Annotated in this window: 21 protein-coding genes; all 21 read left to right on the top strand. The window is 52.2% G+C overall.

Annotated elements, in window-relative coordinates:
• Positions 1-183 precede the first annotated feature (183 nt).
• The 21 genes from VMF88_06560 to VMF88_06460 all read left to right on the top strand — a co-directional run bounded on the left by VMF88_06560 (position 184) and on the right by VMF88_06460 (position 21896).
• Positions 184-1755 carry a bifunctional response regulator/alkaline phosphatase family protein gene (locus VMF88_06560; protein HTY10717.1) on the top strand — a complete coding sequence of 524 codons (1572 nt, stop codon included), beginning with the start codon at positions 184-186 and terminating at the stop codon, positions 1753-1755.
• Positions 1752-2198: a tRNA (adenosine(37)-N6)-threonylcarbamoyltransferase complex ATPase subunit type 1 TsaE gene (tsaE, locus tag VMF88_06555; protein HTY10716.1), complete on the top strand. Its 447-nt coding sequence runs from the start codon at positions 1752-1754 to the stop codon at positions 2196-2198. The genes VMF88_06560 and tsaE overlap by 4 nt, the downstream gene beginning before the upstream one ends.
• On the top strand, positions 2195-2947 hold the full coding sequence (gene tsaB / locus VMF88_06550; GenBank protein ID HTY10715.1) for a tRNA (adenosine(37)-N6)-threonylcarbamoyltransferase complex dimerization subunit type 1 TsaB: 753 nt from the start codon (positions 2195-2197) through the stop codon (positions 2945-2947). The genes tsaE and tsaB overlap by 4 nt, the downstream gene beginning before the upstream one ends.
• A gap of 3 nt (positions 2948-2950) precedes the next feature.
• Entirely contained in the window at positions 2951-3793 is an 843-nt protein-coding gene (gene accD / locus VMF88_06545; protein HTY10714.1) for an acetyl-CoA carboxylase, carboxyltransferase subunit beta, read from the top strand.
• Positions 3790-4644, top strand: a complete 855-nt coding sequence (gene panC, locus VMF88_06540; protein HTY10713.1) for a pantoate--beta-alanine ligase — start codon at positions 3790-3792, stop codon at positions 4642-4644. The genes accD and panC overlap by 4 nt, the downstream gene beginning before the upstream one ends.
• 6 nt (positions 4645-4650) lie before the next feature.
• A complete protein-coding gene (locus tag VMF88_06535) occupies positions 4651-5421 on the top strand; it encodes a sugar phosphate nucleotidyltransferase (GenBank protein ID HTY10712.1) in 771 nt (256 codons plus the stop codon).
• 70 nt (positions 5422-5491) lie between these two features.
• Positions 5492-6001 carry a hypothetical protein gene (locus tag VMF88_06530; protein HTY10711.1) on the top strand — a complete coding sequence of 170 codons (510 nt, stop codon included), beginning with the start codon at positions 5492-5494 and terminating at the stop codon, positions 5999-6001.
• A 96-nt stretch (positions 6002-6097) separates the two neighbouring features.
• On the top strand, positions 6098-6559 hold the full coding sequence (locus tag VMF88_06525; protein ID HTY10710.1) for a LytR C-terminal domain-containing protein: 462 nt from the start codon (positions 6098-6100) through the stop codon (positions 6557-6559).
• Between the two features lie 33 nt (positions 6560-6592).
• Positions 6593-6997 (top strand): ribosome silencing factor, encoded by a 405-nt coding sequence (gene rsfS / locus VMF88_06520; protein HTY10709.1) that lies wholly within the window; start codon positions 6593-6595, stop codon positions 6995-6997.
• A complete protein-coding gene (gene argS, locus VMF88_06515) occupies positions 6994-8643 on the top strand; it encodes an arginine--tRNA ligase (protein HTY10708.1) in 1650 nt (549 codons plus the stop codon). Before rsfS ends, argS begins: the two co-directional genes overlap by 4 nt.
• A gap of 259 nt (positions 8644-8902) precedes the next feature.
• Positions 8903-9379 carry a dTDP-4-dehydrorhamnose 3,5-epimerase family protein gene (locus VMF88_06510; protein HTY10707.1) on the top strand — a complete coding sequence of 159 codons (477 nt, stop codon included), beginning with the start codon at positions 8903-8905 and terminating at the stop codon, positions 9377-9379.
• A gap of 8 nt (positions 9380-9387) precedes the next feature.
• Positions 9388-10419 carry a dTDP-glucose 4,6-dehydratase gene (gene rfbB, locus VMF88_06505; protein ID HTY10706.1) on the top strand — a complete coding sequence of 344 codons (1032 nt, stop codon included), beginning with the start codon at positions 9388-9390 and terminating at the stop codon, positions 10417-10419.
• A 1-nt stretch (position 10420) separates the two neighbouring features.
• Positions 10421-11557, top strand: a complete 1137-nt coding sequence (gene wecB / locus VMF88_06500; protein HTY10705.1) for a UDP-N-acetylglucosamine 2-epimerase (non-hydrolyzing) — start codon at positions 10421-10423, stop codon at positions 11555-11557.
• Positions 11558-11568: 11 nt separating this feature from the next.
• Positions 11569-13260, top strand: coding sequence for a polysaccharide biosynthesis/export family protein (locus VMF88_06495; GenBank protein ID HTY10704.1), 1692 nt, complete (start codon positions 11569-11571; stop codon positions 13258-13260).
• Positions 13261-13307: 47 nt separating this feature from the next.
• The gene (locus VMF88_06490; GenBank protein ID HTY10703.1) at positions 13308-14468 is read left to right on the top strand and encodes a DegT/DnrJ/EryC1/StrS aminotransferase family protein; all 1161 of its coding nucleotides are present in this window, start codon (positions 13308-13310) and stop codon (positions 14466-14468) included.
• A 60-nt stretch (positions 14469-14528) separates the two neighbouring features.
• The gene (locus tag VMF88_06485) at positions 14529-15692 is read left to right on the top strand and encodes a Wzz/FepE/Etk N-terminal domain-containing protein (GenBank protein HTY10702.1); all 1164 of its coding nucleotides are present in this window, start codon (positions 14529-14531) and stop codon (positions 15690-15692) included.
• A 29-nt stretch (positions 15693-15721) separates the two neighbouring features.
• On the top strand, positions 15722-16387 hold the full coding sequence (locus VMF88_06480; protein ID HTY10701.1) for a class I SAM-dependent methyltransferase: 666 nt from the start codon (positions 15722-15724) through the stop codon (positions 16385-16387).
• A gap of 229 nt (positions 16388-16616) precedes the next feature.
• The gene (locus VMF88_06475; protein ID HTY10700.1) at positions 16617-18056 is read left to right on the top strand and encodes an MOP flippase family protein; all 1440 of its coding nucleotides are present in this window, start codon (positions 16617-16619) and stop codon (positions 18054-18056) included.
• Entirely contained in the window at positions 18053-19438 is a 1386-nt protein-coding gene (locus VMF88_06470) for an O-antigen ligase family protein (protein ID HTY10699.1), read from the top strand. Before VMF88_06475 ends, VMF88_06470 begins: the two co-directional genes overlap by 4 nt.
• Positions 19431-20582 carry a glycosyltransferase gene (locus tag VMF88_06465; GenBank protein ID HTY10698.1) on the top strand — a complete coding sequence of 384 codons (1152 nt, stop codon included), beginning with the start codon at positions 19431-19433 and terminating at the stop codon, positions 20580-20582. The genes VMF88_06470 and VMF88_06465 overlap by 8 nt, the downstream gene beginning before the upstream one ends.
• Before the next feature lie 57 nt (positions 20583-20639).
• Entirely contained in the window at positions 20640-21896 is a 1257-nt protein-coding gene (locus tag VMF88_06460; GenBank protein HTY10697.1) for a glycosyltransferase, read from the top strand.
• Positions 21897-21925: the final 29 nt, after the last annotated feature.

Below are 21925 nucleotides of genomic sequence, written 5' to 3'. Positions count from 1 at the left end.
TGGGCAGCCGATCGGTTGCGGGCTGCTTTAGAAAGTCGAGCCGTCGGGAAGGACGATCTCGCTGCTTTGCTCAGAATAATACCGGGTATTGAACTGATATGAACCACAGCAGCCCGCTGTTCGCTCCGTCTACCAAATTGACTCTCGCTGCTTCAATTAGTATTTTAACCTCTGGAAAATTTTATGGAACAGGAAAAAAAAGGGAACATTCTCTGGGTCGATGACGAGATCGAGCTCCTCCGGTCGCATGTTCTATTCCTCAAAGAAAAAGGATACGCCGTGGAAACCGCGACGAACGGGGAAGATGCGATCGAGCTCGTCCGCAACCGCCCATTCGACCTGGTGTTCCTCGACGAGATGATGGCCGGCAAAGGCGGGCTCGAAACGCTTGCCGAAATCAAGGATGTCTCTCCTTCGCTTCCGGTCGTGATGATCACCAAGAACGAAGCCGAATCGCTGATGGAAGACGCTATCGGCGGAAAAATTTCGGATTACCTGACAAAGCCGGTCAATCCAAGCCAGATCCTCCTCGCCTGCAAGAAATTTCTCGAGGGGAAGAAGATCCAGAGCGAGCAGGTCTCCAAGGATTACGTTGAGGAATTTAATTCTATTTCACGGGCGCTGCTCAACCCGCTGACCTACGAGGGATGGGTCGATCTATACGTTAAACTGGTTTCGTGGGAAATGGAGCTCGATCTTCACCCGACGCTCGGTCTTCACCAGATGTTGAACGACCAGAAACGGGAATGCAACGCGGAGTTTTCTAAATTCATCGAGCGGAACTATCCCGACTGGCTGCAGCAGAAGGGAAAGGCGCCTGCGCTCTCGGTCGATGTGGTCGACCGCTACCTGATACCGCGGCTGAATGAGGGGAAGTCCGTTTTCTTTTTTGTCATCGATTGTATGCGGCTCGATCAATGGCTCGTGATGGAGAAATATCTCCGGGATTACTACACGATGGAAAAGGAATACTATTATTCCATCCTCCCGACGGCCACCCCCTATTCGAGGAACGCGATCTTCAGCGGCCTCTTCCCGGCGGAGATCGAGCAGCGATTTCCCGAGATCTGGCAGCAGGGGGAAGACGACGAGAACAGCCACAACCGGTACGAACGGCAGCTGCTGGATAAACTGCTCGAACGGCGCCGCATCGAACTGAAACCGGAACCGAAGTACATCAAGATCCTGGACGGCGAATTCGGCAGGCAGACGGAAAATAACATTCTGTCGTACGCATCGAACAAGCTGACGTCGATCGTCGTCAATTTTGTCGACATGCTCGCGCACGGCAGGTCCGATTCGGCGCTGCTCAAAGAGATCGCCCCCGATGAGCCGGCGTACCGCTCGCTCACCGATTCGTGGTTCAGGCATTCGTCGCTGTTCGGCATGCTCCAGACATTAGCGTCGAAAAAGGACGTGAAGATCGTCATCACCACCGATCACGGAAGCGTCCGCTGTCTGCGCGGTTCGAAGGTGATCGGGGACAGAGAGGCATCCACCAATCTCCGCTATAAATTCGGGAGGAACCTCAAGGCGGACGACAAGCAGTCCGTCTTTATAAAGAATGCCCAGGATTATAAGCTTCCGCGGCGCGGAGTCACGATCAACTATATCATCGCAAAAGAAGACTACTATTTCGTGTACCCGACCGATTACCACAAGTATCTCAATCAATACCGGGACAGCTTTCAGCACGGCGGCATCTCGATGGAGGAGGTCATCCTTCCGGTGATAACGCTGGAGCCGAGGCAGTGACCGCGGTCGTGAATAATTCCGTCACCACGCACAGCGCGGACGAAACCCTCCAGCTCGGCAAGGCATTCGCTGCATCGCTCCGCCGGAGCGACGTTGTTGCGCTGTACGGCGATCTGGGGAGCGGAAAAACACAATTTGCAAAAGGCGTCTGCCTCGGACTCGGCATTCAACGCCATGTCGTGAGCCCGACGTTCACGATCCTGAACGAATATGCCGAAGGGAAATTCCCGGTCTATCATTTCGATTTCTACCGCCTTCGCTCGCTGACCGAACTTGCAGAAGTCGGGTTTGATGAATATCTTTTCGGCGACGGCGTCTGTCTCTTGGAATGGGCGAACCTGGTCGAGCAGGCGCTTCCGGCGGAACGCTATGACGTCACGCTGAACCCGGGAGAAGATCGGAACCAAAGGATCATTCACATCGCCAGGGGAACGCAAAAATGATCATCGCGATCGAAACGGCTACCGATGTGTGCGGGACGGCATTGGTGCATAACGGGGCGGTTGTCGCTCAGCGGACCATTCGCGAAAAGAACGTTCACTCGGAGCGGTTGCTGCCGATGGTCGATGAGCTGCTGCGCGAAGCGTCGGTGGCATTGACCGATCTCGACGCGATCTGCATTTCGATCGGCCCCGGTTCGTTCACGGGATTGCGGATCGGGCTGAGCACGGCAAAGGGGCTTGCGGTGGCGAGCTCCACACCGGTCGTTGCCGTGCCAACGCTGGACGCTCTTGCGTACGAATATTTCAGGAACGCTCCTCATCCGGCGTCCGGAATCGTTGCTCCCCTTATCGATGCCAAACGGGACGAGGCATTTTATTCATTCTATGAATTGCACTCAACGGGAGTTCGCCGTCTCAGAGACTACGGTATAGAACCGGTCGCAAATATTTTTGAAGAAGCTTCACGGTACCGTTCGGTTGTTTTTGCGGGCGATGGTGCACGCAAGATGCAGCCGATGACGGGGGCGAACGCCCAGTACGCCTGCATGCCGGAAACAGTCTGCAATCCGGCCGCAGTGGGGATCATCGGCGAGAAAGGTGGAAAAGCGCTCTCTGCCGAACAGCTGTCAACGTTAGAACCGCTCTATCTGAGGGAGTTCGTGACGACCGTTCCGGGCAACTCACGGGGCCGGGGAACGCGCGCCGCCTCTTCAGCACAGCCAACGACTGCTCATTTATTTAAAGGATAGAACATGGCCTGGTTTCGACGATCAAAAGAAAGTATTTCTTCGGAATCGCAAAAAAAGGATACGCCGGAAGGTCTGTGGAGGAAGTGCGAATCGTGCGGTGAGATCGTCCACAAAAAGGTTCTCGAACAGAACCTCTGGGTTTGTGCAAAGTGCAATTTTCATTTCCGCATCGGAAGCAGGGAATATTTTTCACTTCTGCTCGATGAGGGGAGTTTCAGAGAATTGGACAGGAAGATGACGTCGAAAGACCCCCTGAACTTTACCGACACGAAACGCTACAAGGACCGTGTCAAAGACACGATCAGGAAATCGGGACTCAACGACGCCGTCCGAAGCGGAACCGGAAAAATCAAAAAGAGAGATGTTGTTATCGCGTGCATGGACTTTGCGTTCATCGGCGGCAGCATGGGTTCAGTTGTCGGAGAAAAGATCAGCCGTGCTGCGGATAAAGCGTTGAAGTCAAGATCCCCGCTGATCGTCATCTCATCAAGCGGCGGAGCGAGGATGATGGAAGCGGCTTATTCGCTGATGCAGATGGCGAAGACGAGCGCAAAGCTGGCCCGCCTCTCGGATGCGCACATCCCGTACATATCGCTCATGACGGACCCGACCACAGGAGGAGTGACCGCAAGTTATGCGATGCTCGGCGATATTCATATCGCGGAACCCGGTGCGTTGATCGGGTTTGCCGGTCCGCGTGTGATCAAGCAAACGATCGGAAAGGATCTCCCCCCGGGATTTCAGAAAGCTGAGTTTGTGCAGGAAAAGGGGTTTATCGATCTGGTGGTGAACAGAAAGGATCTGCGGGAGACGATCTCCAAGCTGCTTGAAATGATCGCCGCATGAAGACCATTGTATCCCTTGCCGAGATGCAGCAGTTCTCCGAGAAAACGAGGCTTGGGAAAAAAGTGATCGGCCTCGTTCCCACGATGGGATATCTGCACAAGGGGCACCTCAGCCTTATCGCGCGGGCAAAACGCTCGTGCGATGTCGTGATCGTTTCCATTTTTGTGAACCCTGCCCAGTTTTCCCCTCAGGAGGATTTTGCCCGGTACCCTCGCGACATGGCCCGCGATGCGCGGCTGTGCAAGTCGGCGGGAGCGTCCGTTCTCTTCGCCCCCCGCGAAGGGGAAATGTACCCGGAAGGATATTCCACCTACGTCAGCCTCGAACAGCTTTCTTCGACGCTGGAGGGAAAATTCAGGCCGACGCATTTCCGCGGAGTGGCAACCGTCGTAACGAAACTTTTTTCGCTGACAAAGCCGCATAAAGCATTCTTCGGCCAGAAAGATGCGCAGCAATGCGTCGTCGTCAAAAGGATGGTGAAGGACCTGAATTTGGGCATCGAGGTCGTCGTTTCGCCGATCGTGCGGGAAAAGGATGGTCTTGCCATGAGCTCGCGCAACGTTTATTTGTCCGAAGCCGAGCGTGGTGAGGCGTTGGTCCTGTATGCTTCACTTTGCCATGCCCGGGAACTGGTCGCTGAGGGGGAGAGGGATGCCGGAAGAATTGCAGCCGCGATGAGGCAGATGATCGAACGGAGACCCTCAGCGAAAATAGACTATGTCGCCGTCGTCGATGCTGAGTCGCTTGCCGACGTCGGCACCCTTGAGCGCGGCCGCCGGGTTCTTGTCGCTTTGGCGGTCCGCTTCGGCGCAACGCGGCTCATCGATAACACTCTCGTCAAGATACGTTGAGGACAAATGGAAAATAGATTTGCTACGGTCATCATGGCTGCGGGGAAGGGGACCCGCATGAAAAATTCTGAGAAGGCAAAGGTGATGTTCGAAGTCGCCGGCAAGCCGATGATTCATCACGTGGTCGAACTGGCCGTTGCGCTGCATTCATCCCGTGTTATCGCGATCGTCGGGCATTACCGAGAAGCTGTCATTGAGTATTTGCGCCGCGATGCCCCTACCGTCGAATTTGCGGTTCAAGACCCCCAGCTCGGCACCGGACATGCCGTGATGCAGGCAAAGGATTCGCTGCTGAATTTCAACGGAGACGTTTTGGTTCTGTCGGGTGATGTTCCCCTTCTGCATGTATCGACGATTCGGAGCCTGATCTCATTCCATCATGAAAAAGAAGCGGTCGCCACCATCCTTACCGCCGACCTTGCCGATCCGACGGGATATGGAAGAGTGCTTCGAGGCAGTGGCGATAATGTCACCGGGATCGTTGAACATAAAGATGCAACGGAAGAGGAGCGAAACGTCAAGGAGATTAATTCGGGGATATATATCTTCGACAACCTCCATTTGTTCGATGCACTCGCTCATATCACGACCAACAACGTTCAGCATGAGTATTATCTCACGGACGTTTTCAATTATTTCTGGAAACACGGGATGAAAGTTGCGGCGAAAAAAGCTGTTGATTTTGACGAAGTCCGGGGGGTGAATACCGTGGAGCAATTGGAGGAAGCAGACCGAATCCTGAGGAAAAGGAACTCCACCTCCGCCCCGCATGTTTAAGTAGATGAATATATTGACAATTACTCCGTTTTTGTTTATTATCACTTGAGGAGACCAAGAAGGAGTCGTTATGAGGAGCAGAGTTCGATTTGTCGCAGCGTGGCTGTTCGCTCTTACCCTGATCAGTTCGGCCTGCGCATTTTCGCAGTTCAAAAGAACCGCGGAGGATGAGCCGAAGGTCTCTGATTCGTTCATCCGCCCTGAAACTGATGCCGACTTATTGAGTTTCTTTAACCCGGATAATTTTAAGATGCGGCAGAGCTTTTCGATGAACTATATGACGATGGGCGGTCAGGGGCTTTCGCTGGCGATGTACACCAACAGCATGATGTATAAGTTCTCCAATAACCTCGATGCGCGGGTCGACGTCAGTCTTCAAAGCTCGCCGTTCAGTACGTTTGACCAGCGTCTTCAGAGCAGCTTGACCGGGGTGTACCTGAATCGGGCAGAGATCAACTACCACCCGTCCGACAATATGCTGCTCCGCCTTTCGTACCAGAAAGTGCCTTTAGGGATGTACGGAATGTTCTCGCCGTACGCAGGCTTTTATCACGGAATGGGGTCCGACGAGGGATATTGAAGCCAACCAGATATGCTATGGTATTTTGCGTGAATAACCGAGGCGGCGCGGGACGCATCCTCGGTTATTTTTTTGTCCCCGGGTAAGCGGAGTGCTATGACCGAAAAAGAAACATCACGTTCGTCAAAAAAAATTGCTCTTAATCTTCTCCTCGCCGCAGTTTCCGCCTTTGTTCTTTATCAGGTGTACGCAATCAGCTTTCCTTCAGATCACAATGGCAATCGCAGCCGCGAGGCTGGCACCACCGCTTCGCCGGCAAAGAATATCGTCCAGATCGATGTCCTGAACGGCTGCGGCGTTTCGGGGACCGGGCAGAAAGTGACTAGCTTTCTTCGCGCTTCCGGATACGACGTCGTCGATATGGGCAACTATAAAACATTTGACGTCAAGCAGTCGATGGTCGTCGACCGGTGCGGGAACGCGGACATTGCAAAAAAAATCGCCTCGGATCTTGGGATCGATCCGGCAAATGTGATCCAACAAATAAGCCCGGAGTATTTCGTCACCGCCTCCGTGGTTCTTGGAAAGGATTTTAAGACCCTGCGCGCATGGAAATGACCGCACGCCATCATTCACAACAAGAAAGGGACGATGTTGACCTCAAAAGCACTCGCTAAGAAGATAGCCGCCTTCGCATTGTTGAAGAAGGCGCAGAATGTTGTTCTCCTCGATCTGCGGAAGCTCACATCGATGTCGGATTTCTTTGTCATCTGCTCGGCGGATTCCGACACGCACGTCCGGGCTATCGCCGATGGCATCCGTGACGGCGCAATGGGCGCCGGCGAAAAGATCTGGCACGATGAGGGACATGGAGAATCGACCTGGGTGCTGCTGGATTTCGTGAACGTCGTTGTGCACGTGTTTCACAAAGAGACGCGCTCCTTCTATAACTTAGAGAAGCTCTGGGGGGACGCAAAATTCGAATACATTGAAGACAAACCTGCCGCAGTTCAACCTAGGAAAAAGGCTCTGCTGAAAAAGACCGCCCATCAATGAAAGAGTATCTGCACCGCGCTGTTGCCGGCGCGCTCGCTTCGCTTGAGTACCCCGCCGCCGTGATCTTTTTTGAGAAACCGAAAGTTGCTGCTCATGGCGACCTGACCACGAACGTCGCGATGGCTATTGCAAAATCGGCAGGAAAAAATCCCCGCCAGATCGCCCAGTCGATCGTGGGAAAACTCGACTTGGATCCATCGAAGATAGCGTCCACGGAGATTGCCGGCCCCGGTTTCATCAATTTCCGCTTCACCGACTCGTATGTTATCGACAGCGCAAAAGCGATCCTGCAGCTCGGCGCTGCCTTCGGAAAGTCCGACATCGCCCATGGTCAGAAGACGAACATTGAATGGGTGAGCGCAAATCCGACCGGCCCTCTTCACAGCGGCCACGGGCGCCAGGTGATTCTCGGCGCGACGATCGCGAACCTGCTTGAATGGACGGGCCACGCGGTGACTCGTGAATATTATTTCAACAACGCCGGCAACCAGATGCGGACCCTCGGCGAAAGCGTCTACGCCCGTTACCGCCAATCCCTGGGAGATGATTATCCTTTTCCCGCCGGAGGCTACCAGGGGGATTACATCACTGAGATCGCGCTGGAAATTAAGAACGAGAAAGGGGAGAGTTTACGCGAGGCCGGCCAGGAGAGGGCGTACTTCAAGCAAAAAGCCGAGGCCTGGTGTTTTGACAAGATCAAGAAAACTCTGGCAAGGCTCGGCGTTCAACACGACGTATTCTATAATGAAGACTCCCTCTATTCTTCCGGCAAGATTAAGGAGGTGGTCGAGGAGTTCCGCTCGCGGGGACTGGCGTACGACAGCGAAGGGGCGGTGTGGTTCAAAGCGACTGCGGTCGGTCTGGACCAGGACCGCGTCATTGTCAAGAGAACGGGGGAGCCTACATACCGGCTGCCGGACATTGCGTATCACCGGGAGAAATTCCGGAGAGGGTTCGACCTTGTCGTCGATATTTTCGGCGCCGACCATATCGCGACGATACCGGATGTCCTCGCGGGGGTCAAGGCTCTCGGCTTCGACACGAACAAGGTCAAGGTCATCATCCATCAGATGGTCTCGTTCGTGGACGGCAAAGAGGTGGTGAAGATGTCGAAGCGGAACGCGAACGTGTACACGCTCGATGATCTGATCGATGAGGTCGGCACGGATGCCGTTCACTACTTTTTCGTCATGCGCAGCGCGAACACTCATTTGGAATTCGACGTCGCCCTCGCGAAGGAACAATCCGAGCAGAATCCTGTCTACTATCTTCAATACGCCCACGCACGCATCGCCAGCATTCTGAGGTTCGCGGTCGAGCAGGGTGTTCGGGTGGACGATCTCGCGTACCTTTTCGGCACCACGCGCTTCGAGCTGATCACTGAGAAAGAGGAAATCGGCCTTCTAAAGCTGTTGCTGGAGTTTCCGGAAGTGATCGTCAATTGTGCGGAGGCATACGAGCCGCATCGGTTGACGACCTATCTTCGGGAGGTGGCGGAGGCCTTTCATCGCTTCTACCACGAGCATCGTGTGATCGGCGACAACAAGGAATTGATGCAGGCGAGACTTGCGGTATGCCAGATGGCCCGCATTGTCATCGCAAACGGATGTGCCGTGCTGGGCGTCTCGGCCCCTCAAAAAATGTAGGTTGATTCTTTCAAAACCGTTCTCTATATTTTTGCAGCAACAGCTAACACAAAAGGAAAAAATCCCATCTCTTTTGCTACTCTAGCGTTCAGCCTTTCTTTTCTGAAGTAAGCGCGAGCGGTTTCTGCGCTTGGATTTCACGATCGCATTATCGTTTAACGACTTAGCGCCGTTGTTCGTTGATTTTGCTCGACGAGTTTTGTAAATTACAATTTACGTTTCAATCACCATGAGATCCTTTTGAAAAAGGGACACGACAATGACGTTTCAAGATGGAAAAATTCATGATGTCGTCATCCGCGACCTGAAGAAGTTCGTCGACGACCGGGGATGGCTGTCAGAGCTCTTCAGGGAAGACGAGATCGACCGGCAATTCATGCCGGTGATGTCGTACATCTCAGTCACACACCCGGGAGTGGCGCGCGGTCCGCACGAACACACAGGCCAGGCAGACCTTTTCGCATTTGTCGGTCCCTCAAATTTCAAGGTCTATGTGTGGGACAGCAGGAAAGATTCGCCGACGTATCTTCGTAAATTCTCGTTCATCGCCGGCGAGGACGCACCGAAGTCCGTTATCATTCCCCCAGGAGTCGTTCACGCATACAAGAATGTCGGGACGTCGGACGGCACCGTCATTAATTTGCCGAACCGCCTTTTTGCCGGCTACGGGAAGAAAGAACCGGTTGATGAAATTCGTCATGAAAACCGTACAGAGACAATTTTTCAACTAGACTGATCGGTCGGATGAAAAATATTCTGGTCACAGGAGGGGCAGGATTCATCGGCAGCAATTTCATCCGGTATCTGCTGCAGCGGTATCGCGAGTACCGCGTCATCAATTACGATGCGCTGACGTACGCGGGGAACCTGGAGAACCTGTCCGGAGTCGATCTAAGCCCTCGTTATATTTTTGTGAACGCCGATATCTGCGACGACGCAGCGGTTGAAAGAGTTCTTCGTGATTATCGCGTGGACGCCGTCGTCCATTTCGCGGCTGAGTCTCACGTCGATCGGAGCATTCTCGGCCCGTCGGTCTTTGTGCGCACGAATGTTCTGGGAACGAGCATGCTCCTCGAGGCCGCGCGGCAGGCTGGCATTCAGCGGTTCATCCATGTCTCGACTGATGAAGTGTACGGTTCGCTCGAAGCAACGGGCAAGTTCACCGAGGCGACGCCGCTCCATCCGAACAGCCCCTATTCCGCGAGCAAAGCCTCGTCCGATTTGATCGCTCTCTCATATTTTAGAACCTACGGCACCCCCGTTATCGTCACCCGCTGTTCGAACAATTACGGGCCGTACCAGTTTCCCGAAAAATTGATACCCCTGATGATTGCCAATGCGCTGAACGATAAACCCCTTCCGGTCTACGGCGACGGGCTCAACGTTCGCGATTGGCTGTACGTCGAGGACCATTGTTCCGCGCTCGACGTCGTCCTGCACAAGGGAAAAGAAGGGGAAGTGTACAACATTGGCGGCGACAACGAGCAAGCGAACATTGAAATTGTCAAGCTGATCCTAACGGAATTAGACAAGCCGCATTCATTGATAACGTTCGTGAAGGACAGGCCGGGCCACGACCGCCGGTATGCGATCGATGCCGCGAAAATAGAAAAAGAACTGGGATGGAAGCCGTCGCATACCTTCGAAAAAGGCATTCGCGAGACGATCCGTTGGTACCGCAGCAATAGAGAATGGTGGCAAAGAATCCTGACCGGAGAATACCAGCGGTATTATGCGGCCCAGTACTCCGACCGTTTGAAGAAGGAACCGGCCTGACATGAGCGCTCCAAGCCGTGCGTACAAAATCATCAGCGTGGTCGGTGCGCGTCCCAACTTCATGAAGGTGGCACCCCTTCACAAAGCTTTCAAGCAGTATCCGTCGGTGCAGCATCGCATCGTCCACACCGGCCAGCATTACGATGCCAACATGTCCAAAGTGTTCTTTGAAGATCTGGAGCTCCCGCGTCCCGATGTGTATCTGGGCATCGGGTCAGGATCGCAGGCCGAGCAAACGGCGAAGGTCATGATCGAGTTTGAGAAGGTTGTTCTTGGGGAAAAGCCCGATCTGGTAGTCGTTGTGGGAGACGTTAATTCTACCGTGGCATGTACGCTCGTGTGCGCCAAGCTCCTTATTCCCGTCGCCCATGTCGAGGCAGGGCTCCGCAGTTTTGACCGGACGATGCCCGAAGAAATCAATCGCCTTCTTACCGACGCAATTGCGGACTTTCTTTTTGTCTCGGAGCGGAGCGGATTGGACAATTTGAAGAGGGAAGGGGTTGCCGATTCGAAGGTGTACTTTGTCGGCAACATCATGATCGATTCCCTTGTCCATTATCGAGAGACATCGCGCCGCTCCGTCATAAAGAAAACTCTCGGCGTTGAAGGAAAAAAATACGTGCTCGTCACCCTGCACAGGCCGAGCAACGTCGACGTTCGGACGAATCTCTCCAACATCCTCTCAATGCTGGAAAGCATTGCGCGGGCGCAGCCGGTGATTTTTCCTGTACATCCCCGGACGAGGAAGATGATCGATGAGTTCGACCTGAGGAAGACATTCGCGAAGAATTCAAACATTATCCTTTGCGACCCCCTCGGTTATTTGGATTTCTTGTGTTTGCTGGAATCTGCGGCCCTTGCGATCACCGATTCGGGGGGCATTCAGGAAGAGACGACATACCTCGGCGTTCCGTGTCTGACGATGCGGGAGAATACGGAGCGGCCATCGACGGTTTCGGAGGGGACGAATACGTTGATGGGGTTCGATTATGAGAAAACCGCGACGGAAGCCGGTGCTGTTTTTCGGGGAACGGTCAAGAAGGGAAAGATTCCTGAGCTATGGGACGGAAAGACGGCGGAAAGAATCGCGAAAATCATGGCGGATGAACTTCTTTCAATCAATCGACGAAAATCATAACGATGTTATCTATGATCAATAAATTTCTTTTGGTGCTCTCGATAACCTGCATTTTGTCAGCATCGATCTTTGCGCAGCTGAATTTGAACGAGAAAAAAGACGATTCGTTCTCGCAAAGAGAGCAGCTTCAGACCCAGACTCAATACCAGCAGAATCTGCAGAATGTCAAGATGGCGGTCATGGACGGACCGGTGGATCCCAAAGAATACATCGTTGGCCCCGGAGATGTGTACAGCGTCAATGTGTGGATCAGTCCGCCGCTGAATTTGCTCCTGACCATCACTCCGGAAGGCTCGGTTGTTATACCGACAGTCGGAGAAATTTCGGTAGCAGGCTTGCCGCTTGATGAAGCCAAGAAAAAAGTTGTCGCTGAAATTCATAAAAAGTATATCAGCGGGGCCGCGACGTTTACGCTCGTTAATCCGAGGATGCTCGCCGTGCGGGTCACGGGATTTGGATTGATCGAGAATACAGTGTACGTGTTGGCGACGGAGAGAGCACAGGACGCGATCGCTCTCGCAAAGAATCAGACCGACGAAGCCCTGAAGGCGATGAGCGAAGCCAACGTCGCCTCGAAGACTATTAAACTGTCCAACGATGAGGTACGAAAATTATCCGCAGAAGGCTCGACGCGAAAAGTGACGGTGCGGCATAAAGACGGGACGGAGTCTCCGGCGGATATTGAGAAGTACATCGCAACAAAGGACTGGCGTTGTGACCCGCTCCTTCGGGACGGCGATGTCGTCATCGTGCCGGAAAAAAATGATACAAGGAATTTTGTCGGCGTTTTCGGAGCGGTCAACAGCGACGGAGATTACGAGTTCGTTGACGGCGACAGTTTGCTGACGCTGCTGTTGATCGCGCGGGGATGCTCGCCGCTTGCCGACAGCGCCAACGTCATTATCTCGCGGACAGATGTGGAAGGGAATACGCTGCAGTCGATCGCTGTCGACCTGAGAGCGATTGCAGCCGGGACGTCCGCCAACGTGCCGCTGCGGCGGGGAGACAGGATTCTTGTCAAGCAGAAAACGGAGCTGCAGCATGATTATCGCGTGAACATCGAAGGGGAAATTACCTACCCTGGAAGCTACCCGATTACCAGAGATTCGACCACGTTGTCGGAGGTCGTTCAATGGGCCGGCGGGTTTACCTCGAACGCATCGCTGGAAGGTTCGCGCATTCTCCGGAATACAAAAAAAACTCCAGTCGATAATTCTCGCGGAAAGACTTCCCAGGAAGACAGCACGTATTTTCGCATCGAGAATGAACTCCTTCTGAATGGCGAGCTCGTTGTCGCCGATTTCGCCGGCCTCTTTAATAAGAACGACAAGAGCAAAGACGTCTATCTTCGGGACGGAGATCGAATCATTATCGCTCCGAAGGCGGGGACGGTCTACGTCTTCGGCCAGGTTATCCGGCCCGGCCATGTCGCGTTCAGCAGAAACCAGAGCTATAAATACTATATCGAACAGGCCGGCGGGCTCGCAGACGATGCCGTCAGCGGAGATATTCATATCATCAAGGCAAGTTCAAAGCAATGGCTTTCCCCGAGCGAGACAACAGTTGAAGAGGGGGATTATATCTGGGTTCCTAAGGAGCCATACCGGTCGTTCAGCTATTACATGCAGATCTATGGACAATTGTTCAGCATCATAGGGACGATTGTCACTGCCGCAGTGCTCGTTGTGCAATTGAAGAAATAGAAGGATACGGCGGCAGGAATTGCTGTCCGCTATCCCAGGAGTTATTCATGCGTAGTTCTTTCTTAGTGTTCGGCAGTCCGCGTATCGAGGAAGATGAAATTGCGGAAGTCGTTGATTCATTGCGCTCCGCGTGGCTTGGTACCGGTCCTAAAGTTGCAAGATTCGAGGCGATGTTCCGGGAGTATGTTGGGTCGCGCTACGCCGTGGCCGTTCATTCGTGTACTGCCGCTCTTCACCTTTCTCTTGTCGCTTCGCACGTCAAGGCAGGAGATGAAGTGATTACCACGCCGATGACGTTTGCAGCCACGGCGAATGCCATCCTACACACCGGCGCCCTTCCGGTTTTCGCCGATATCGACCGCGCCACCTTGAACATTGACCCTCAGCAGATCAAGAAGAAATTGACGCATGCAACAAAGGCGATCTTGCCCGTGCATTTTGCCGGGCGGGCTTGCGACATGAAGTCGATCATGGCGATTGCGAACGACGCCAAAGCGATCGTCATCAACGATGCAGCCCACGCTATCGAGACGGAATATTGCGGAAAGAAAATCAGTCACTACGGAGCAATGGCCGCCTACAGTTTTTATGCGACCAAAAATATTACCACGGGTGAGGGGGGCATGGTTGCCACCGACGATAAGGAGATCGCCGACAAAATAAAAATGTACGCTCTTCACGGCATGACGAAAGATGCCTGGCAGCGTTACTCGGATGCCGGCTTCAAACACTATGAAGTAGTTTTTCCAGGATTTAAGTATAACATGATGGACCTCCAGGCGGCTATCGGCATTCGCCAACTGCCGAAGATCGAAGCTTACTCCAGGCGGCGGAAAGAGATCTGGGATCGGTACAACGACGCCTTTAAGGGTCTTCCGGTCACCCTGCCCTCTCCGGTTGAACCGAATACTCGCCATGCCTACCACCTGTACACCTTGCTCCTCAATTTGGAAGACCTAACAATTACGCGCGATCAATTTATGGAGCTCTTGTTTAAGCAGAATATTGGGACCGGCGTTCACTACACCGCGCTGCACTTGCACCCATACTATCGCGAACGATTCGGGTACAAAAAGGGAGATTTTCCAAACACCGAGTACGTTGCAGATCGCACCGTCTCGATCCCCTTTTCAGCAAAACTCACGGAAGAAGATGTTAAAGATGTGATAGAAGCTGTGACGGCGATTCTTAACACTCATTCCTCGTAAGGTCGCACCGAGCGGCAAGAACGTTCCCTGAAAATGAATCATTGTCGATAAGGATTATGAATGGCTGAAACTCATGAATCGGAATTTGTCGACTACCTCGTGCTGGTCGTCAAATGGAAAAAAGTTCTGGTTTCTCTGGCAGTTGGATTGATGCTCTTCTCATATTTGATGGTCTATCTCTTTGTCGATCCACAATATGATTCAAGCGCAATTATCTTGCCGACAGAATCGCAACAGAATGGGATCTCTAATCTCATGAAAAACATCGGCACGCTGCCGATGGGACTTGGAGGGATTGGAACTTCAACGCGTGCCGTTGATATGGATCTCTACTCGACCATACTGGGCAGCCGGGCGATGCTCGAGAAAATCGTAATGAAATTTGACCTGTTGAACGACTATCACCTTACAAGCATGGAGAAGGCAGTTGAGGTATTGCGTACAAAAATAAAGAAACGGGTCACTGATGAAAATGCTTACGAAATTATCGTCCGAGCCAGCTCGCCACGGAAATCGGCTGACATGGCAAATTATATTTTGGAAGAGCTGAACAGGGATGTTGTCGAACTTAACGTCGCGAAATCCCGGGACAATCGAATCTTTTTAGAGCAGCGGTACAGTGAAATGACTAAGAACCTCCGCCTTGCTGAAGATTCACTCCAATTCTACCAGGAAAATACCGGTATGCTCGAAGCCATAGAGCAATCGAAGCTCATTATTAGCGCGTATTCGTCCCTGGAAGCCGACCTCATCTCGAAACAAATGGAGCTTGCCATTCTCGAAAAGACTCAATCGAAGGAGTCGCCCCAACTCGAAAGCGTTCGGCTGCAAGTCAACGAGTATGAAAAGAAACTCAACGCCATGAAGACCGGAAGCGAAGGGAATGGTGTTATCCTCGCGCTTGATTCACTCCCGTCCGCTGCTAAACAGTATTTTCGCCATTTCCGCGACGTTGAAATCTACTCGAAGATACTGGAATTTTTGGTTCCAATGTACGAACAATCGAGATTTGACGAGCAGAAGAATACCCCTGTTCTGCAAGTGATCGATTTTCCGGTGGTTCCGGAGAAGAAATCGTATCCGCCCCGCTTTCTGTTCAGCTTAATCATTACGGTTGTTGGTCTGCTCATCGCCTTTTTTTATATTCTGTTGAACGAAAATTCCGAGTGGAAAAATTCGGAAAAAATGAAATTCATCAGGTCAAACATATTCAAGTGGAAATAGTCTGCGAATGTTCTTTGTTGCAAAAAGCGATGCGCAATTTTGTTTTTAGTTTGCTGAATACGATACGCGACATTCCGTATCTGCGCGGGTGGAGAAGAGGAGGGATCAGTTATTGGAAATGGAGAGCCCGCAAATTCGGAGCCCACTCCGTGCTGAACCTGGGGCACGGAACGATCGAATTTGAAAAAGTCACGGAACAGCAAAAACTGCAACTCTATCCGTGGTTTCGCAGGCAGCTCACAGGGAAGGAACGATTGGTGATGGATTTTGGATGCGGCCCAGGACGCTTTACTGGCGACTTAGCTGAGATGATTCATGGGAACGCCGTTGGCATCGACCCGATTCGTGATCTGCTTGCACAGGCGCCTGCACGCTCCGGCGTCGAATACAAACAGATGGAACAAGGCACGATTCCGCTTGTGGATGGTTCGGTCGATGTGGCGTGGGTATGTTTGGTTCTCGGAGGCATTCAAGGAAACGAATTGGTTCGCGCCGTTCGCGAGATCGAAAGAGTTCTGAAACCTGACGGGTTGTTGTTCCTCGTTGAAAATACGAGCGATAAAGAAGATGGACCATATTGGAAATTCAGGACTGTCTCTCAGTACACTGCCATGTTCCCCGGCAGAAATCTCGTTCATCTTCATGACTATGAAGACTTAGGAGAAAGAATTTCAATCCTGTCAGGAAGGCATTGAAAAATCCCGTTCATGCGTACTCGGCGTGATCACGTTCGGCCTTCCCGCCTCCAGTTCAATAGGAATCGTCACGATTGGATGTGCCAGTGAAATCACCGGTTGATGCGGGACAATCGAAGATCATCCTGCGTCCCTCTATCCGGCGTGCCCGTAGTATTCTGCTGGCAGGGGCCGAGAATGAAATCGCTTCTGCGACACGCGCCATCAGCATAGCAAGAAGGCTTTAAGCATGCCGTTGTTACCCTCTATTCTCACTGGAGTAAAATGGTCGTCTATCTCGCAATTCGGCAGGCAGATCCTCCAGCTTGTTACGACGATCGTACTAGCTCGCACGCTGGCCCCTTCAGATTTCGGGTTGATGAGCATGGCGATGGTAGTGGTCGGTTTCCTCAATGTGTTTAGGGACTTAGGCACATCCTCAGCGATCATTCAGCGCAACGAGATTTCCGGTACATTATTATCGGGGATCTTTTGGTTAAACGTGATCTTCGGGATAGTCGTGATGTCGCTGGTGTTCGTCCTCGCTCCTCTGTTTGCATCTTTTTATGGGGAGGCAAGGTTAGTGCCGATCCTCAAAGCGCTTTCGGCGTCGTTTTTTATTTCAAGTATTGGGATATCCCACCAGGCGCTCTTGGAACGCGAGCTTCAGTTTGAAAAGCTGGCGAAGGCGGAAATCTCTTCGACACTTTTCGGAGCGGTTGTGGGGATCACGCTTGCCATCCGCGGAGCGGGAGTATGGAGCCTCGTCGCCCAAGCTTTGTCGACTGCCCTGTTGTCTTCGACATTGCTATCGCTGGTACTAAGCCGCTGGAAGCCGAGACTGGTTTTTAGCGTGGCGGAGATAAAAAGCGTGGCCCGTTTCAGCCTCAACCTCTCTGGCTTCAATATGACGAACTATTTTATTCGCAATGCAGACTCACTTCTCATCGGAAAATACCTCGGGGCTCAGGACCTAGGATATTATGTCCTTGCATACCGTATCGTCCTGTACCCTTGGCAAAATGTGACGTCAGTGATCTCGAGAGTAATGTTCCCTGTGTACTCAAAGCTAAACCAAGACAACATGACGTTTCGGAGAGCTTATCTCAACGTTGCATCAACGATCGCTGCGATTGCATTTCCAATGATGCTCGGGCTCATCGGCGTAAGCAGTCCACTCGTCCATGTCTTTTTTGGGGACCAATGGAGGACCGTGAGTTCGCTGATCGTTATTTTAGCGCCGATCGGTCTTCTGCAATCCATCGATTCAACAACGGGGTCGATCTATCTGGCGAAGAGCCGGACAGACTGGATGTTCCGCTGGGGAATCGCCACGGGTATTTCAGGCGTCGCGGCCTTTGTGATCGGTCTGCATTGGGGCGTGATCGGGGTTGCAACAGGCTATTTGATTGCGAGCTTGATTTGGTTGTATCCAGGTCTTGCAATCCCGTTCAGCCTGATTGGATTGAGTATTCTCGAACTCCTGAAAAAAGTATGGAGGCCTTTTTCTTGCGCTGCACTCATGCTTGCCGTTATCTTCGCGTTAAAGGCATCCTGCGGCGATTGGTTGACACCGGTTGAGACACTGATCGGATTGCTTCTTTCCGGTATATCGGTCTATCTCCTCTGCAGCCTCGTACTAAACCGCGAATCCATGAAATCAATTATTTCATACATTCGCCAGGCATGATTGCAGCTCATGACAAAGTGATGGTATTTCGATTCGACAAGAAGATCGTAGCCGCTCTATCGTGTTTCATGCTGTTCGTCACTGCTGCCGTATTCGTCAACTTTGAGTATACAGCGCTGTCTGCTGCGGTCGTCTTTTTTATCGTGCTTGCGTTCATCCACTCTTCACCGAATATCTTCTTCATAGGGATTTCGACCCTCACCTTTTGCGTTTTGTGGAATGCGTACACGGACGCTCCGTTCATGCCCTTTATTCAGGATGTTTTCCTAGGCGTCTCCGTTTTTCTCTTTGTGGCACACGTTGTTGAAGGGCGAGGGGCCAAACTTCACTGGAGCGGGCTCTCCAAAGGCATGGGTCTGTTCCTTTTGATGACCTTGCTCGCGGCCGTGATCGGATATACCCTCGGGCGCCCTTTGAATGTGCTGGTTCTGGAATGGCACATGCTTCTTTACTTCGCGTTTTATTTTATTGTCCTCGTCGAGTTGCAGGAGGACCAAAATGCCAAGCTTCTCCTGAAGTTTGTTTTTGGGGGCGGAGTGATCGCATGTATTCAATATATCGGCATTTTGGTTGCAGCGGGAAAATTCAGTAGAATTGCGACGTATCATGCCGATATGTATCCCATGCTTCTTACGCTGCTTGCAGCGCTTATTGTTTATACCCCCAAAAGGAATCTGAAAGTCATCGCGGGGGGAATCTGCGTTCTTCTCCTTTCAGGACTTATCATTTCGCTGACGCGCGCAGAGTGGGCGGCCTCCGCACTTTCGTTGACCATCCTCGGATTTTTTCTTGTGAAGGATAAAAAGGTCCAACCGAAATACATCCTTCTGCTTGGGGCACTCGTTTTGTTCGTATCTGCGATAGTTCTTGTTTTTGCTCCGGACACCCTGACCAGCCTTACGGAATCTCGCTCGACTCAGCAAATTACACAGAGGGCAGAAAGTTTTTCAAAGACCGGTCAGGATGTTTCGCTGATGATGCGCGTTGAGCTTGATCTCGCCGCAATTCAGCGTATCCGTCAATTCCCAATCCTCGGTGCGGGATTAGGGGATAAGGTCGCTTACAAGTTTTTTAGCAACTTGAGCGTTTGGAGCCTGGACACGTCGCACCTGACGATGTTGTGGAAAATGGGAATCGTCGGATTCACGGTCTATGTCGCTCTTCTCATCCTTGTCTTGAGGCGGGCGTATTTTCTTTTTCGGAACACGAAAGAGCCGTTTTTCAAATGGTATTCGGCCGGTTTTTTTTCCGGATTCTGCGGACTTATCCTGTTGTCTTTTTTTAGCGCCTCCCTAACGAAGTACAACCTGAATCTCGTGTGGGCGATCATGATAGCGACCGTTGAATTTGGTGCCCTTCGGATTGGAACAGAACATGGATAGTGCGCCGAAGCCCGTCATCGTTCATCTTGTTACCCCCTATTTGTTCCTCACCGGTTCCTGGATCTATTCTCAATTGACCGGACTGGAGCATTTCCGCAACGTCGTGTTTTCACAACGTTCCGAGCACCGGGATCGGTTCCCGTTCAAAGACGTCTTCACGCCAGACGATTTTTCCATGCCCGAGCAGTTGGTCAATAGAGCATGGCGGCGTGCAACCGACCGTTACGGCCTTTTTTTTGAAAAGACAGTTCGAGAACTGAAGCCGTCGCTGTTCCAGGCCCATCTCGGATATGAAGGAGCCCGCTGGCTCGGCTTTGTCGAGCGGATGGGCTTGCCGTTGTTTACGACATTTTATGGAGTCGATGCTTCCAAACTGGGAAAAATACCGTCGTGGCAAAAAAGGTATGAGGGGCTCTTTGATTATGGTACCGCCTTCCTTGCGGAAGGGAGTTTCTTAAAAAGACAATTGGTCGATCTTGGATGTCCCAGCGACAAGATCATTATTCAACATCTTGGGGTTGAACTCAAAAAATACCCGCAAAAACAATTCGAAGGACGGAAAGCAAAACGGAGGCTCATTCTTCTCCAGGTTTCATCGTTTCGAGAAAAAAAAGGGATCCAATATTCTCTGGAAGCTGTGGCGCTTCTGCGGAAGGCCGGTTGCGAAGTTGAATTTCGTCTGATCGGCTCCGGCGACGAGCCGGAAGCCGAAGAGCGAATTCGATCATTGGTCCTCCGGCTGAATATCGGAGATTGTGTCTCCCTTCTGGGCCCTCGAGGCCATCACGAAACTATAGAAGAAATGGTCAAGGCGGATATTTTCCTCCATCCAAGCGTGACCGCAGCCGACGGGGACAATGAAGGGGGTGCGCCGGTCGGGATCATTGAAGCGAGTGCAGTGGGACTTCCTGTTGTTTCTACCGTGCACGCAGATATTCCCGAGGTGGTTCTCGACCGGGTCACAGGATCCCTGGTTCCGGAAAGAGATAGCGTAAAACTCGCCGAAGAACTCTCGCGCCTCATTCAGGCGCCTGAAACCATGGCGGCGTTCGGCAAGGCCGGCAGAGAGCACATCGCTGAAAACTATAACCTTACGACTCAGCTACAAAAGCTGGAAAACATTTACGCATCATATCTCCGATGATGCTATCGGCCCGGAGGGTGTCTCATTAACGCACTTGAAAAATCCCGCACCATTCTGTTGATAGCCCCATTTTGGACCAACCCTTTCCACGTCGGGGTCTATCGGATGGAGCGGTTTATCAGATGGCTGAGCAAGGAAGGGAACCGGATTGTCCTTCTCAGTGCGGGGGTGAGAGATAACGTGCAGGAACAGCCGTGGGGCGTTGAAATAACGCTCAAGGATCCCTTGAAAATGTCCGGTAAATACACAGACCACAAAGACGGACGGAAGGATAAATATCGCTACCTGCGGCGGGCATGGCGTTTTTTTTCCTATGTCTCAATAATCCCCGATCAAACTATTTTTTGGGCCATGAGGATTAAGAGGAACTCGATCGTGAAAGAACACCTTCGCGATGTGGCCCTCGTGCTCTCCTCAAGTCCCCCTGAGTCGTCTCACGTCGCATCTCTTGAAATATCGCGCACATGTGGTGCGCCCCTGATCATCGATTTGCGCGACGGCTGGCTTGACGAACCCTTGCGCCCGATTGTCGATCAATTGTGGTTGCGAAGGTTTCTTGAGAGCCGGCTGGAAGAAAAGATCATCGCCAAAGCCGACGCAATTCTTGTGACGTCGGAGCGATGGAAGGAACAATTGGGGGAGCGATACCCTCATGCTTCGGCAAAAACGACGGTTCTTACGAACGGTTATCCAGTGGCCAACGACCGTGTGAAAAACAGCACGGCGAAGATCCCTGGTTCGAAGGCTATTACGCTGGTGCATTCGGGACAATTCTATGCGTCAAGCCGCACACGGAAAATTGGATCTCTTCTAGATCCGATTCTCGGAGGAGGACAGCATGGCGGGGTGGCTCGGAAGATTGACATTAGGCTCCTTGGAAATTTAGAACCCCCTGACCTCAACGAATTTGACCGATGGAAGGAAAAAATCGCCGGCCTCGGATGGACCCTGTCCCATGTTCCCCGGGTCCCGCGCAGCGCAGCGCTGGAAATGATCCAGGAGGCCAACGGCCTGCTGTTGCTCTCCGCGTCAAACGCGGCGATACCGAGCAAGCTATTTGAGTACATTGCTGCATTAAAACCGATTCTGGCGGTAACGCCCCGGGGAAGTGCGGTGTGGAAATTATGCGGGCGAATTCCTCAGGTCTATCTGTTCGACAGCTTCTCCGGCAAGGAAAAGGACTATTCTACGGTGACAGAATTTCTCAGCGCATGCCGGTCGGGGAATTATCAAACAGACGTTCCAATAGAATTTAGCGATGAATATTTGTCAAGAATATTCAACGGTGTGGTGGATGGAATTCGAAGGCACTGAACTCATGGCCCTCGCGCTGCTGCGAAGAT

The organism is Bacteroidota bacterium, assembly GCA_035506275.1.
Lineage (GTDB): Bacteria > Bacteroidota > Ignavibacteria > UBA10030 > UBA8401 > JAGVPT01.
The sequence above is the reverse complement of the archived record's forward strand: the minus strand, read 5'-3'. Positions and strand labels throughout refer to the sequence as shown.

What these genes read in the sequence shown, in the direction of transcription:
- VMF88_06490 (HTY10703.1), top strand. Translation starts at nt 13,308, where the DNA reads ATGCGTAGTTCTTTCTTAGTGTTCGGCAGTCCGCGTATCGAGGAAGAT.
- VMF88_06495 (HTY10704.1), top strand. Translation starts at nt 11,569, where the DNA reads ATGATCAATAAATTTCTTTTGGTGCTCTCGATAACCTGCATTTTGTCA.
- VMF88_06480 (HTY10701.1), top strand. Translation starts at nt 15,722, where the DNA reads ATGCGCAATTTTGTTTTTAGTTTGCTGAATACGATACGCGACATTCCG.
- tsaB (HTY10715.1), top strand. Translation starts at nt 2,195, where the DNA reads ATGATCATCGCGATCGAAACGGCTACCGATGTGTGCGGGACGGCATTG.
- rfbB (HTY10706.1), top strand. Translation starts at nt 9,388, where the DNA reads ATGAAAAATATTCTGGTCACAGGAGGGGCAGGATTCATCGGCAGCAAT.
- VMF88_06465 (HTY10698.1), top strand. Translation starts at nt 19,431, where the DNA reads ATGGATAGTGCGCCGAAGCCCGTCATCGTTCATCTTGTTACCCCCTAT.
- accD (HTY10714.1), top strand. Translation starts at nt 2,951, where the DNA reads ATGGCCTGGTTTCGACGATCAAAAGAAAGTATTTCTTCGGAATCGCAA.
- VMF88_06530 (HTY10711.1), top strand. Translation starts at nt 5,492, where the DNA reads ATGAGGAGCAGAGTTCGATTTGTCGCAGCGTGGCTGTTCGCTCTTACC.
- VMF88_06485 (HTY10702.1), top strand. Translation starts at nt 14,529, where the DNA reads ATGGCTGAAACTCATGAATCGGAATTTGTCGACTACCTCGTGCTGGTC.
- wecB (HTY10705.1), top strand. Translation starts at nt 10,421, where the DNA reads ATGAGCGCTCCAAGCCGTGCGTACAAAATCATCAGCGTGGTCGGTGCG.
- VMF88_06475 (HTY10700.1), top strand. Translation starts at nt 16,617, where the DNA reads ATGCCGTTGTTACCCTCTATTCTCACTGGAGTAAAATGGTCGTCTATC.
- VMF88_06470 (HTY10699.1), top strand. Translation starts at nt 18,053, where the DNA reads ATGATTGCAGCTCATGACAAAGTGATGGTATTTCGATTCGACAAGAAG.
- panC (HTY10713.1), top strand. Translation starts at nt 3,790, where the DNA reads ATGAAGACCATTGTATCCCTTGCCGAGATGCAGCAGTTCTCCGAGAAA.
- VMF88_06535 (HTY10712.1), top strand. Translation starts at nt 4,651, where the DNA reads ATGGAAAATAGATTTGCTACGGTCATCATGGCTGCGGGGAAGGGGACC.
- VMF88_06560 (HTY10717.1), top strand. Translation starts at nt 184, where the DNA reads ATGGAACAGGAAAAAAAAGGGAACATTCTCTGGGTCGATGACGAGATC.
- rsfS (HTY10709.1), top strand. Translation starts at nt 6,593, where the DNA reads ATGTTGACCTCAAAAGCACTCGCTAAGAAGATAGCCGCCTTCGCATTG.
- VMF88_06525 (HTY10710.1), top strand. Translation starts at nt 6,098, where the DNA reads ATGACCGAAAAAGAAACATCACGTTCGTCAAAAAAAATTGCTCTTAAT.
- argS (HTY10708.1), top strand. Translation starts at nt 6,994, where the DNA reads ATGAAAGAGTATCTGCACCGCGCTGTTGCCGGCGCGCTCGCTTCGCTT.
- VMF88_06510 (HTY10707.1), top strand. Translation starts at nt 8,903, where the DNA reads ATGACGTTTCAAGATGGAAAAATTCATGATGTCGTCATCCGCGACCTG.